11 protein-coding genes are annotated in these 14,087 nt (G+C 44.9%); 3 read left to right on the forward strand and 8 right to left on the reverse strand.

What is annotated here, in order from left to right; all coding sequences use genetic code 11:
- Positions 1 to 12: 12 nt before the first annotated feature.
- Positions 13 to 387 carry a PH domain-containing protein gene (locus Q4Q54_RS01185; protein ID WP_259582236.1) on the reverse strand — a complete coding sequence of 125 codons (375 nt, stop codon included), beginning with the start codon at positions 385 to 387 and terminating at the stop codon, positions 13 to 15.
- Positions 388 to 587: 200 nt separating this feature from the next.
- Positions 588 to 2,504: a U32 family peptidase gene (locus tag Q4Q54_RS01190; RefSeq protein WP_311987321.1), complete on the reverse strand. Its 1,917-nt coding sequence runs from the start codon at positions 2,502 to 2,504 to the stop codon at positions 588 to 590.
- Positions 2,505 to 2,721: 217 nt separating this feature from the next.
- Here Q4Q54_RS01190 and rluA point away from each other — a divergent pair, with 217 nt between their 5' ends.
- From rluA to Q4Q54_RS01205, 3 genes are all read left to right on the forward strand, one after another.
- Positions 2,722 to 3,399, forward strand: a complete 678-nt coding sequence (gene rluA, locus Q4Q54_RS01195) for a bifunctional tRNA pseudouridine(32) synthase/23S rRNA pseudouridine(746) synthase RluA (protein ID WP_311987323.1) — start codon at positions 2,722 to 2,724, stop codon at positions 3,397 to 3,399.
- 95 nt (positions 3,400 to 3,494) lie between these two features.
- Positions 3,495 to 3,956, forward strand: a complete 462-nt coding sequence (gene asnC / locus Q4Q54_RS01200; RefSeq protein WP_006080290.1) for a transcriptional regulator AsnC — start codon at positions 3,495 to 3,497, stop codon at positions 3,954 to 3,956.
- Positions 3,957 to 4,163: 207 nt separating this feature from the next.
- Positions 4,164 to 8,618 carry a rhombosortase-dependent M36 family metallopeptidase gene (locus Q4Q54_RS01205; protein WP_311987325.1) on the forward strand — a complete coding sequence of 1,485 codons (4,455 nt, stop codon included), beginning with the start codon at positions 4,164 to 4,166 and terminating at the stop codon, positions 8,616 to 8,618.
- A 62-nt stretch (positions 8,619 to 8,680) separates the two neighbouring features.
- On the opposite strand, the gene Q4Q54_RS01210 is transcribed toward Q4Q54_RS01205, so the two are convergent.
- From Q4Q54_RS01210 to mpl, 6 genes are all read right to left on the reverse strand, one after another.
- Positions 8,681 to 9,193 (reverse strand): hypothetical protein, encoded by a 513-nt coding sequence (locus tag Q4Q54_RS01210; RefSeq protein ID WP_311987327.1) that lies wholly within the window; start codon positions 9,191 to 9,193, stop codon positions 8,681 to 8,683.
- A 155-nt stretch (positions 9,194 to 9,348) separates the two neighbouring features.
- Complete coding sequence (locus Q4Q54_RS01215) at positions 9,349 to 10,119, reverse strand: ABC transporter permease (RefSeq protein ID WP_006080287.1); 771 nt, start codon at positions 10,117 to 10,119, stop codon at positions 9,349 to 9,351.
- A complete protein-coding gene (locus tag Q4Q54_RS01220) occupies positions 10,116 to 11,054 on the reverse strand; it encodes an ABC transporter ATP-binding protein (RefSeq protein ID WP_012588504.1) in 939 nt (312 codons plus the stop codon). Before Q4Q54_RS01220 ends, Q4Q54_RS01215 begins: the two co-directional genes overlap by 4 nt.
- Positions 11,055 to 11,260: 206 nt before the next feature.
- Positions 11,261 to 11,791 (reverse strand): hypoxanthine phosphoribosyltransferase, encoded by a 531-nt coding sequence (hpt, locus tag Q4Q54_RS01225; protein ID WP_011845844.1) that lies wholly within the window; start codon positions 11,789 to 11,791, stop codon positions 11,261 to 11,263.
- A 7-nt stretch (positions 11,792 to 11,798) separates the two neighbouring features.
- Positions 11,799 to 12,458 carry a flavin prenyltransferase UbiX gene (locus tag Q4Q54_RS01230; RefSeq protein ID WP_006080284.1) on the reverse strand — a complete coding sequence of 220 codons (660 nt, stop codon included), beginning with the start codon at positions 12,456 to 12,458 and terminating at the stop codon, positions 11,799 to 11,801.
- A 1-nt stretch (position 12,459) separates the two neighbouring features.
- Positions 12,460 to 13,851 carry a UDP-N-acetylmuramate:L-alanyl-gamma-D-glutamyl-meso-diaminopimelate ligase gene (gene mpl, locus Q4Q54_RS01235; RefSeq protein WP_311987329.1) on the reverse strand — a complete coding sequence of 464 codons (1,392 nt, stop codon included), beginning with the start codon at positions 13,849 to 13,851 and terminating at the stop codon, positions 12,460 to 12,462.
- Positions 13,852 to 14,087 lie beyond the last annotated feature (236 nt).

Raw genomic sequence — 14,087 nt, forward strand, 5'->3', positions numbered from 1 at the left:
TAACACTTAAAACTAAAGTGCAAAAGTGGCGATAGTCTTTTGAATACCAACGACATCCGTACCACGTTTAAGCTCTTTGACTAAAGGCTCACTCTGGCCTGAGATCCAGATTTTGAGCTCGGCATCTAAGTCAAAATGGCCTGTGGTTTCCACTTCAAAATGGGTAATGGATTTATACGGTATGGAATGGTAAGTAACCTTCTTGCCAGTAAGCCCCTGCTTATCAATTAAGATCAGACGTTTATTGGTGAAAATAAACAAATCGCGGATCACTTTGTAGGCGAGTTTTAATTCTTCTTGAATGCCCATGATGGGCCTTAATTCCTCGGCTAATTCCTGTAAATCAACCTCAGAAGCATTACCGAGTAAACCGTCTAACAATCCCATTTTAACATCCCTTATTATTGATATTATTTTCAATAAGATATCCGCTGATCGTCGCATGTGCAATATCGGGCTTTGATGAAAATATGGGAGTAGCTATGGTGAGAACAACATCAATGATAGGTAGGCACATGTAGGCGCGCAGATGCTAGCTGAATGGGTGTTAGGAGCATTGCACTGGGCAATGCTCCTAATGACAAGTGTTAAAGGTGTTTCTGGCCTCGCACTTGACGGTTTTCACCGACCACCATCATTTCGCATTTAGGACAGTCGAATACCAACTTGAGCACATCGTTACCGATTTCAAGCACCATAGGATCGGCCTTGATGCCTGGTACTTCCTTCGGACACAGATTGAAGTTAAACCGCAGACAATGCTTAGTGATCATCAATGGCACGTCTTCGGTGACGCCGTTTTTCTCATAGGTATCCTGGATCTCAATCACGCCGTGACGTTGATAAAAATCCTTGGCCTTTTCGTTGGCTACGTTACCTAAGTAACTCAAATGCTTAACGGGATACACTGCATCTTGATTATGTTTCCACGGCAGTGGACGCACATAACCTTGTACACGGGCAGCCTCTAAGGCGGCCACGCCATCACGGCGTAGACCATTGAGCACAGACGCTGGCAAGAACCAGGCTTGCGCCGTATCGATACTGATACTGCGGGCAACAAAGTCGGTACTACCGAGCTTACCCAGCTGAGTGCGGGTATTTTGCAAGGTCTTGTCGACATCTGTCGCAGGTGTCTTCTCGACCACTAAATTGACTGTGGCGCTTAGGCCATAGATATCCGTCAAGGTCAGCGCCAGTCCGTCTTCGGTGTCGCTCAAACGTAAATCGACGCCGATAATCCGCTTAGAAGATTCTTTCGATAACAGTGCTTCGAAGGCTTGGTTATGGTTACGGTATAAAGTCATGCCGACTTTTAAATCCCGCGGCACCTGCAATATATGCAGTTTTAAGCCTTCGGCGCGGTTAACCCGCAGGCCTTGCAGCTTGTCATCCGATTGTTTTGCCATGGCAAAATTCGCAGGGAAAAACGCTAAGCCATCACCGTTATTAAACTCATGGGTTGAGCTCACTTGGATAAAGTCTTTGCCTATGCTGACCACTTTACCGACTTCTTCGCCTATGTATTTTGGCGAGCGGAAATCTTTAATGCCTTGGCTACGTTCATTAACAAAGTAATCTGTGCTGCCACGGTTAAAGGTCTTCTCAGGATCTGGGATAAAAGAATGTTCACAGCGGCCGTGGGACGAAGCCTTAAACTCAGGGCGACGCGCCATAATCGCATCTAGCTTTTGGCGATAATGCGCGGTGACGTTTTTAACGTAACTTAAATCTTTTAAGCGACCTTCAATCTTAAACGAGCGAATGCCCGCATCGATTAGCGCTTCGAGGTTTTCAGTTTGGTTATTATCTTTTAAAGACAATAAATGTTCATTCTGCGCTAACACATCGCCTTGACGGGTTTTAAGATTGCCCGGCAGACGGCACATTTGCGAGCATTCACCGCGGTTAGCACTGCGGTTACTAAAGGAATGACTCAAGTTACACAAACCACTGTAAGCCACACACAGAGCGCCGTGAATAAAGAATTCGAGCTGCATATTAGTATGCGCGGCCACATCACGGATTTGGCTCAAGCCTAATTCACGGGCGAGCACCACCTGAGAAAAACCAACTTGCTCTAAGAACGCCACTTTTTCTGGGCTGCGATTATCCATTTGTGTACTGGCATGCAGGGCAATCGGCGGCAAATTGAGTTGCAATACACCCATGTCCTGCACAATCAGCGCATCGGCACCGGCTTCGTACAATTGCCAAATGAGTTTTTCGGCGTCGGCCAGTTCGTTATCCATCAAAATAGTATTGAGGGCGACGAATACCTGAGCATGATATTGATGAGCATAAGTACAGAGTCGCGCGATATCTTCAACACTGTTACCTGCCGTTGCCCGCGCACCGAATGCGGGCCCCCCTATGTATACCGCATCGGCACCATGGCGTATGGCTTCAATACCGTAGTCAGCATTTTTTGCAGGCGCCAATAACTCAAGGCGGTTATGGACGTGAGAAAGATTCTCGGGAGTGTATATCTCTGGCTGGCTCATGGCTTCAAAGGCTCAACAGGGTCATTAACAAAAAAAGAGAGTAATTATAGCAAGAACTCAAATCCAGCTCTATCAGCAAATCATCAACTAATGCGCTTTACTTCGGTGCTTTAGTCATCTCAGAAAGGTTCATGCCACAGGCAATCTTTGGGCGTCACACTTGCACCCTCAAGCCTAGCAGAGTATCTTTGCGGCGCATTGACGAATAGGCCTCATTATGACTGATTTTATTTACCAACCACCGACAACTCCTTGGCTCGATATTCTTTATCAAGATAAAGACATTATCGTCATAAACAAACCTTCGGGATTGTTGTCTGTGCCCGGTCGCTCCCCCGCCCATTACGACAGTGTCTATGCTCGGGTAAAAGCTGAACATCCCCATAGCCAAATCGTCCACCGCCTCGATATGGCGACCTCAGGCGTAATCGTTGTCGCCCTTATTCGTAGCGCTGAACGTGAATTAAAACGTCAATTCCACGATAGAGAAACCAGCAAGACCTACTTTGCAAGGGTCGCTGGCCATGTCAAAAATGATACGGGTAGTGTTGATTATCCGCTGATCTGCGACTGGCCGAATCGCCCAAAACAGAAAGTCGATCATCTTGTGGGCAAACCGTCTTTGACTCACTACCAAGTAATAAGTCGTGCCAAACGCTCGACGCTGGTGAAACTCACGCCAATCACTGGCCGCTCACACCAATTGCGCGTGCATATGATGGCGTTGGGCCATCCAATCTTAGGTGATGGTTTTTACGCCGATCCACTGGCCAAATCCTTAGCACCACGCCTATTACTGCATGCGGCAGAGCTCACCATCAAACATCCTTACACGGGTATCAGTATGACTTTCAGCGCAGAAGCGCCTTTTTGTGAGCCTTTGGGCGAACAATGATCACTAAAATCAACTAAGACGGGCAAAATCGGTAGCAATTCCCCATAAAAAAACGTAACTTTATGATAATTCATTACGTTATAGAGAGTTTATTTATGGATACCGCATTTCAGCGCGATCAACTCGATAATCATATCCTCGAAGCCCTAATGCAGGATGCCCGCACACCCTTTGCCGAACTCGCGAAACGCTTTAGCGTTAGCGCGGGCACTATCCATGTTCGGGTAGAGAAAATGAAGCAAGCTGGGATCATCACAGGCGCGCAGATCACAGTAAACCCTAAAGCCTTAGGTTATGACGTCTGCTGTTTTATCGGTATCAATCTTAAAAGTGCAGGCGATTACCCCGCCGCCATAGCCAAACTCAACGCCCTCGAAGAAGTCGTCGAAGCCTATTACACCACAGGCAACTACAGTATTTTCGTAAAGGTAATGTGCCAATCCATCGATGGTTTACAGCACGTACTCATCAATCGCATTCAATCGATTGATGAAATCCAGTCAACAGAAACCTTAATCAGCCTACAAAACCCAATAGTCAGAGCGGTTAAGCCTTAAACAGGAAAAACAGTAAATTCACCATAAATAATGTGCCGACCCTATAAAATGTGACATAGGTCTTTTTTCAACCAAAAGTGTTAACTGGGTGATAAAATTGTGTTACAACTTCATTGCTAAAATCAAAGATTGCAGCATAACTATAACAATCAAGCTAAATGCACGTTCCCTATAGTGCTGAAAGCATTAATTGACAAGGAAGAAGTTGTGAAGACAAAACTATCGATCGCCATATCAGCGGCGCTGCTTTCAGCTGCCGCCAATGCAGACAACAATACACTCCGTATCAACCAAATCTCAAATAACCTGACCAACAGTCAACAAACTCAGGCCGCTAACTCAGTCAGCGGTATGAAAGATCAGTATGATGTCCAAACTGGCACTGCGACTTTCCAATGGGCGAAATCTGGTCAAAGAACCCCAGATATGGGTGCATTAGATGCTAAGTACAAACTCGCATTTGCTGCAGATTTTTACCTCAATCAAGTCACCGGATTATCGACAAGTAAAAACACCAATTTGAAGCCAATATTAGCAAGCCTACACGATACTGGTCGTGGCGCTATGATTGCAAAATATCAACAAGAATATCAAGGAGTTGAGGTATTCAATAGCAGTTTCAATGTTTTAATGGATCGTGAATTTAATTTAGTTGCAACTTCTGGCAGCTTATCACCCACAAGCACTGCAAATGTCACTGAATTGAAAGGTATAAAAACAGATTTCAATGATCCCGAAAATGCAGTACAAGCAGCATCAAGAGCAATGGGCGTTGCCGATGTGAGCATCAGTGCGACGTCTAAGATTGGTAAATATCAGTCCTTTAATGTAGCCGCGTCTAATAGTTCAAAAATGCTTAAGGGGGAACCTAGAGCTAAACCGGTATTTTTTGAATTAAAGGGCTCACTTGTTCCTGCGCATTATGTCGAAATTGAAGTCGCCGACAATGAAAGTGTGGATTCTGAATTCTATTCTTTTGTCATTAGTGATGTAGATAACAAAGTTTTATTTAAACATAATCTTACCGCACAGGAAGCTGCATTCAATTACCGTATATACGCTGACGAACAAGGTATTCCATGGGATGGGCCTCATGGTAATGTTGTCCCAGCTGAGAGCAAAGACCAAGTCGATGCGACTGAATATTTAGATGCTCCTATGGTTACTATCACTTCAGGCCCTATCAGCACAATGGACCCTTGGTTAGCAGAAGATGCTACAACAACCTCTGGTAATAACGTATTTGCTTACGTGGACGCCCTTGCTCCAGATGGCTTTACCAACGGCGACTTTACAGCTGAGATCACCAGCGATAAAACCTTCGACTACAAATACAATACAACTCAAGCTGAAAGCTCAGTTAATAACCGTAAGGCATCGATCGTTAACTTGTTCTACATGAACAACTATCTACATGATATGTTTTATGATCACGGTTTTGATGAAGCAGCGGGTAACGCTCAAGCTCAAAACTATGGTCGTGGCGGCGAAGAAGGTGATGCGATTAGGGCTGAAGTTCAAGACAACTCAGGCTTTAATAATGCCAACATGAGTACACCTGCTGATGGCCGATCACCTAGAATGCAAATGTATCTCTGGGATAGCAAAGATGCCGTGAACGGGGAAGACTATGGCGTTACAGTGACCTCTGATGCTGCTATCGGTTTGCTCGATTCAACACAACGCGCCAGCTTTGGACAAGGTCAATTTGAAATCAGTGGCGATGTGGTTCGTTTAGTTGACGGAGTAGCTCCTGTTAACGATGGTTGTAGTGCACCAACAAATACTGCTGAATTAGCTGGAAAAATTGCCATTATCGATCGTGGTGTCTGTGGATTTACCGTTAAAGCTAAGTTTGCTCAGCAAGCAGGTGCTATTGGTGTGCTTATTGCGAATAACTCTGGCACTATAGAACCAGCACCTATGGGTGGCACCGATGATACAGTTAAAATCCCTAGTATTGGTTTATCAAAAAATGATGGCGCATTGATTTATGCGCAACTCGATGCGACTAAACCCGTCACAGTCACCATGTTCAATACTAAGCCATTTAAAGATAGCTCTTGGGATAATGCGATTGTTGCCCACGAATGGGGGCACTACATCAGTAACCGTTTAGTAGGTAACTCATCAGGTCTAATCAACCAACAAGGCCGTTCGATGGGCGAAGGCTGGGGAGATTTCCATGCATTGTTAGTGATTTCTGAAGAAAATGATGCACTGATCCCTGGCAACGAGTTATTCCAAAAACCTTATGCTGCAATTACTTATGTTGCATCCTTCTTTAACGGCATACGTAACTACCCTTATAGTACTGATATGGAAGTCAACCCACTAACCTTCGGTAATGTTGAACTTGGCAAAGGAACTGGAGCTGATGTCAATGGTAATGCTGAAGTCCATGATGCAGGTGAACCTTGGGCCGCAATGCTTTGGGACTGTTATGTTTCATTAATCAACGACGAACGTTATAGCTTTGCAGAAGCTCGAAGCATGATGATGAACTACCTCGTTGCCGCTTATAAGATGACACCAATTGCGCCAACTTATACCGAGGCTCGTGACGCCTTACTTGCCGCTGCCTACGCAAATGAACCGAAAGACTATGAGCTTTTCGTTAAAGCCTTTGCTCGTCGTGGTATGGGTCTTGGTGCTGTTTCACCCGCTCGCTACGATGCTAAACATCAAGGTGTTGTAGAATCTTATAAAGCTGAACTATCTAGTTTTGGGGTTAGCAATCACACAGTCAATGCCGATTACGAAGGCTTGACAGTAGGTTATTGCAGTAAAGATGGCATTCTTGATAAAGGTGAGACAGGAACGGTTAGCTTCACAATAACTAACCGAGGCAGCAAAACATTTGAAGGACTAGAAGGTAAGGTTGAGGTTACAAGTGGCCAAAATATTACCTTTGCAAATGATGGCAAAGTCACATTTGGTTCTCTTGACTTATTTGCGGAAGCGACGAGTATTCCTATTGAACTGACGCTCAATGAGGCTGCAACTGCAGATAGCGTAGTATTAAAACTGACGTTCCCATCGTTAGATGAAGGAACTGAGGCTGATGAGTATAGCTTTACGACTACAGTTAACATGGACTTCAAAGATAAAGCCCCTGTTAGCAATATGTCTATAAGTGATATGGAAAATCAGGCAGGGTTAGTCGATTTTAAAGAGCATGTCATCAGCGGTGGTGATATGGCCAAAGGCACTGCGAAACTTGAAAGCGATTATGTAGACTACTTCCCTGTTGACACTCAATACCTTCGTATCGCCAACAACGGTTTTGCTTCAGACGTTGCTTACGAGACTAAGCCTGTAACTGTTGGCTATGGTGGCGACTTTAAAATTAGCTGGTTCCAATACTTTGAAATTGAAGAAAACTATGATGGCGGTGTGGTAGAAATCAGTATCAATGGAGGCGATTGGGCGGATGTAACACAAGTTGGTGGCGTATTTGAAGGTGCTGGCTATACAGGTGTACTCGAAGATCTACTTCCTGGACGTCAAACCTTTACTGGCTTCATGGCGTTCCCAGGCGCGAATGAAACAGTGAACTTCGGTACTAAATTAAATGGTAACGAAGTTCGTTTCCGCTTCCGTATTGTTTCAGATACTAACTCGAATGAATTTGGTTGGATTGTCGATAACATTACCTTCTCAAATATTGTAACGAGTGTGTTTAATGAACAAACTGCGGGCGATCTCAATGCCTGTGATAACCGCGTACCTAATGTAGTTTTAGCTACAAGTGCATCAGAAGTAAAAGAAGGTGAGACTGTTAACATTAATGCAACAGCAATTGATGCTAACGCCAATGATGTCCTCACTTATACTTGGACACAAACCGCAGGAACGACTGCTACGCTGACAGGAGCCAATACCGCCTTCTTAAGTTTCAATGCACCAAGTGTTGAAGCCAATGAGGTTTTAGAGTTCATGCTAACAGTGAATGATGGTACAGCGGATGTTGTTAGCACTGTATCTATCAAAGTAAATGATAATAATCGTCCAAGCGTCACTTTGACTCCTAGCGCTACAGAAGTTAAAGAGGGTGGCTCAATGAGTATCAATGCAACAGCAGTTGATGCAGATACTAGTGATACACTTACTTACTCTTGGGCTCAAACCTCAGGTACTGCAGCGACACTGACAGGTGAAACCACTGCATCATTAAGTGTAACCGCACCACTGTTGGATTCCTCTGAGGTATTAGAATTTACACTAACCGTGAATGATGGTACTGACGATGTTGTAAGTACGGTGTCAATCACCGTAAACAATAATAGTCTTCCAACCGTTAATTTAACCCCTAGTGCAACCGAAGTTAAAGAAGGTGAAGCAGTTAGCATAAACGCTGTAGCAGTTGATGCTGACTCCAGTGATGTACTTACTTACTCTTGGGCTCAAACGTCAGGAAATACAGTAACATTAACCGGTGCAAATTCGGCTTCGTTGAGCTTCACGGCACCGCAAGTCAGTGCAACTGAAACACTCACGTTTGCCTTGACAGTAAATGATGGAATGGACGACGTGGTAAGTACTGTGTCAATAAAAGTAAATGACATTCCAGTCGAAACACCGAGTAAATCTTCAGGTGGTAGTTTAGGTTGGCTATCATTCATCTTGTTACCTTTGGCTGCACTACGCCGCCGTAAATAATAAGATAACCAAAATTTAAAAGCCGCAATTTGCGGCTTTTTTATTATCTGCGACCTAACTCTCTAAATAGTGGGTACTTTATCCATTGGACTATAATCAACTTCCAGCTCAACCTGACCAAACTCCTGCAGATGCTTAAGCACATCAAGCAATAAAATACGGCTATCGAGTGGGATCAGTCGATAGGTATTATCAGCAATGTTATCAATGCTAAAGCCTGAGGAGAAGGTTGATAATGGCAACTGAGTAACAAGTACCAACGAGCCTTTTATCTTTCCAAATACAGACATTTGGGTATCGTAAACCACAGTTCCTTTGACTAACTGTTCTGTTAAGACAGTAAACTGACGGCCATTAAATTGATAACGATACAATTTATTTTTCTCTGTAGATGAATTAGCACCTTTGGGTGCTGAAGCTACTTTTTGCTGTAGATTTAACGCAAGCTCTTGTGCGGGTGAAGCTGCAACCTTAGCACTGTTATCTGAAAGGTTGTCAGTGGCTACCGTTTCATTTTTTGCATTAGTACAGCCAAATAAACAACTCACAACGAGTATGTATAAAGTATTTCTCATACTTTTATCCTTAAAAATGACGAGCCGAGTTATAGATTTACCTTAACAAGCTCCTATAACAAATGAAGCAAAATAATGCCTAAACCAAAATTTACGTATAAAAAAGGGCATAACAATTTATGCCCTTCAAAATCTCAACCTTGATTTTTAAGCAGTTACGAACGTAACCCAATTCCCCGTGAAACTAGATAATACGCTAAGGTCCATAGGGCGACACAGAAACCGATCATAATGGCGATGGATAGTGGCACGCTGATGTCGGCGAAACCTAAAAAACCATAGCGGAACACGTTGATCATATAGACCACAGGGTTGAGTGCCGACACGCCTTGCCAGAAAGGGGGCAAGAGTGACAGGGAGTAAAATACCCCGCCAAGGTAAGTTAATGGGGTAAGTACAAAAGTGGGGATGATACTAATATCGTCGAAACTTTTTGCAAAAACAGCGTTAATCAAGCCACCTAAGGAGAATAGCACTGAGGTTAAAAACACTGTCATTACCACTAAACCGGCATGATGCAAGCTTATGTCGACGAAGAACATGGCCACAAGCGTAACTATTAGGCCAACACATAAACCGCGCGCCACGCCGCCACCAACATAACCTGCAATCAACACATAATGGGGCACAGGAGCCACCATCAGCTCTTCTAAATTACGCTGAAACTTAGCACTGTAGAATGAGCTCGCCACGTTCGAGTAAGAGTTAGTGATCACCGACATCATGATCAAACCCGGGGCGATAAACTCCATATAAGATACGCCGCCCATCTCTCCAATTCGGCTGCCGACTAAGTTACCAAAGATCAAGAAATACAAGGTCATGGTAATCGCAGGCGGCACTAAAGTCTGGATCCAAATTCGCGTAAAACGATTGATTTCTTTGCTTAAGATGCTTTTAAAGGCGATAAAGTAGAGCTGGTTCATGCAGAGACTCCCTGAGTTTTCTTCACGAGTTCGACGAAGAGTTCTTCTAAGCGATTAGACTTGTTGCGCATAGATAGCACTTCTATATTGGCCGCACTTAATTGGCTAAAGACATCGTTGAGATTTTGCTCTTTAACCACATCCACCTCTAAGGTATGAGAGTCAGTTAAGCGACAAGCCATGCCATCGAGTACTGGTGCCGTTGCTGTATCGCGACGCAGATCGAGAATAAACGTCTCCATATTCAGCTTACTGAGCAGCGCCTTCATGCTAGTGCATTCCACTAAAATGCCTTTATCAATAATGCCGATATTACGGCAAAGCATTTCAGCCTCTTCAAGGTAATGGGTGGTCAGGATGATCGTCACACCCTGCTGATTAATTTGTTTGAGGAACTCCCACATAGAGCGACGCAGTTCAATATCCACGCCTGCGGTAGGTTCATCTAAAATCAACAACTTAGGTTCGTGCATCAGGGCGCGGGCGATCATCAACCGTCGCTTCATGCCGCCGGATAATTCCCGCGATTGGCTATTACGTTTTTCCCACAAATCCAGTTGGCTTAAGTATTTTTTGGCACGCTCAAGGGCGACAGGTTTAGGCACGCCATAGTAACCCGCTTGATTCACCACGATTTGCAGTACGGTTTCAAACTGGTTGAAGTTAAACTCTTGCGGCACTAGACCAATACAAAGCTTGGCGTGTTCTAGCTGCTTATCGATATCATAATCAAAGACTTTGACCGAACCTGAACTCTTCTGCACTAAGGAGCTAATAATACCAATCGTGGTGGATTTACCCGCACCATTGGGGCCGAGCAAGGCAAAGAAATCCCCTTGATTGACGGTGAGGCTGATGCCTTTGACCGCTTCGACACCGCCTTTATAGGTTTTTTTAAGCCCTTCGAGTACCAGAGCATGGGTAATATTCGCCATATTTGTACCGATCCTTACACATTAGAAAGTAATAAGATGGTGCTAAAAAACACAATTACAATGATGGGTTGCAGAACTAAAGCAAAAAATTAGCTAATCAATTGAAAAACCAATCTTTAATGGTTCAATTATTTATACTATTTTTTATATAACCGTAAAAAGCAAAACTCCCGCCTGTTGCGGGAGTTTTAAACGATATCGGACACTTAATCGAGTGGCACGACTTTCGCGATGTAAGGCAGATTGCGATATTGCTCTGCATAATCAATACCATAACCCACGATAAACTCATCAGGGATAGTGAAACCGATAAAATCGACCTTCACATCCACTTCACGACGTTCAGGTTTATCTAGCAGGGTGCACAGTGCAAGGCTCTTAGGCTCGCGCAGTAACAACATCTCGCGCACTTTGCTTAAGGTGTTACCTGAGTCAATCAAGTCTTCCACAATCAATACATCGCGACCGGCGATATCTGATTGCACATCTTTCAGCACTTTCACATCCCGTGAGCTGGTCATAGCATTGCCATAACTGGAAACCGACATAAAATCGATTTCAACATGGCCTTTAATTCGGCGACACAGGTCAGCCATAAAGACCACTGAGCCTTTTAACAAGCCTACCATCAGCAGACGTTCGCTGTGGGCATAATGGGCATTGATTAGCTCGGCCATTTGATCCAATTTCTGGCTTATCTCTTCCGCAGAGATCATCACTTCGGTGGTGTGTTTCATATAAGTCTCAATTGTCGAGGTCGCGGTTAGACTGTTTGTCATAACCCCAGCGACTCGTTAATGCATGGTCAACGCCCAAATGATCGAGAATTCGAGCGACCATAAAGTCTACCAGATCTTCAACCGATTTGGGATTGTGATAAAAACCGGGGGCGGCGGGCATAATGGTCGCGCCGAGGCGAGAAAGGCTCAACATATGCTCTAAGTGTATGGCACTAAAAGGAGTTTCCCTCGGCACTAGGATAAGTTGGCCGCGCTCTTTAATCACCACATCGGCGGCGCGTTCGAGTAAATTATTACTCATTCCGGTAGCCACAGCCGCTAACGTCCCCGTCGAGCAAGGGCAAATCACCATCTGTTTAGGTGCGGCGCTGCCCGATGCGGGCGGTGAAAACCACTCATCTTTGCCTAACACCACTAACTCGCCAGTGATAATCACGCCTTTTTCGTGCAGCAAAGCCAACAGCTGGGCATGGGCTTTGTCGCTGTTGGCGCTTAACTGCAAACCGTGTTCAGTCGCTAATACTACCCGAGCGGCACTGGAGATCATCAAAAACACTTGATAACCCGATACCAATAGACACTCGAGTAACTTAAGCCCATAAGGTGCACCCGAGGCACCTGTCCAAGCTAAGCTAATCGCCTTTGTCGACTTTGTGTAGCTCATCTTAAACCTGCTCTGCAGTTGAACGTAGCTCTAATGCGGCCAATAACTTCTTATGTAAACCGCCAAAGCCACCGTTACTCATCACCACTATGGTGTCACCCGCTTTGGACGTTGCCGCCACTTTGGCGACCACATCATCAATTTGATGTAACACAGTCACAGGGATCACCGCCGCTTCCATGGCTTCTTTCATATTCCAGTCGATGGTATCGGCTTGATATAAAAAGGCTTCGTCGGCTTGCATCATAGAAAAAGCTAAAGTGTCCTTATGGACACCGCTCTTCATGGTGTTTGAGCGCGGCTCGAGTACTACAGTAATCTTGCTCTGACCGACCTTAGCCCGCATGCCTTTTAAGGTGGTCGCAATCGCCGTTGGGTGGTGAGCGAAATCATCATATACGCTCACGCCATTAACGGTTCCGAGTAATTCGAGTCGACGTTTAGGTGGCATAAATTTAGCCAAGGCGTCAATCGCGGCATTCGGCTTAACGCCCACATGACGCGCGGCAGCAATGGCCATCATGGCATTTTCAATATTGTGCTGACCAATCAAATCCCATTCGAGAATACCTTGGGACTCGCCATCAAAAAACACTTCAAATCGATGGCAATCATCACTTAAGGCTTTGCCATACCAACCGCTGGTCGATTCGGTTAAATGATAGGTTTCTTGCTCGCTCCAGCACCCCATATCAATCGTCTGCTTAACAGCATGGGAATCGGCGGGCCAAACGATCTTTCCTTCGCCAGGTACAGTGCGAACTAAATGATTAAACTGTTTTTGAATCGCAGCCAGATCGGCAAAAATATCGGCATGATCGAACTCAAGATTGTTGATCACTAAGGTACGCGGATGATAATGCACGAATTTCGAACGTTTATCGAAGAAGGCACTGTCGTATTCATCGGCCTCAACCACAAAAAAAGCCGTCTTGCCTAAACGCGCAGACACACCAAAGTTTTGCGGTACGCCACCGATTATGAACCCAGGCTCATAACCGCAATCATCTAAAATCCAGGCTAACATACTAGAAGTCGAGGTTTTACCGTGAGTACCAGACACTGCCAGTACCCAACGCTCAGGCAAAATATGATCGGCTAAAAACTGCGGGCCAGAGGTATAAGGGATGCCAATGTTCAACACGGCTTCCACACAAGGATTACCACGGCTCATGGCATTACCAATGACAACTAAGTCAGGATAATGCCCTGCTTCACCCAGCTGGCTGGGATCAAAACCTTGAATAAGCTCAATGCCTTGGTCCTCTAGTTGCGTGCTCATTGGAGGATAGACATTGGCATCCGAGCCCGTCACTCTGTGCCCTTTTGCCCTAGCCAATAACGCTAGACCACCCATGAAGGTTCCACAAATTCCTAAAATATGTACGTGCATACCGCTCGCTCTGATGTTTTGAATTCAACGCCATTCTAATCCATCGGGCGACAGATTGGCAGGTAACAATCGGCGAAAAGCACTGCAATCGCAAATGACAGTTTTTAAATCCGTGGATTTCACATTCGAGTTGCAGAACTGAGATTTTTAGATAACAGGCCAACTAACACAAGGCCGAAAGCTGTCGCAATGCAGGGTACCATACCCAAACAACCTGAAGATGCAGGATTCAGCGG

The sequence above is a fragment of the Shewanella sp. SP2S2-4 genome (assembly GCF_031932025.1).
GTDB lineage: Bacteria > Pseudomonadota > Gammaproteobacteria > Enterobacterales > Shewanellaceae > Shewanella > Shewanella baltica.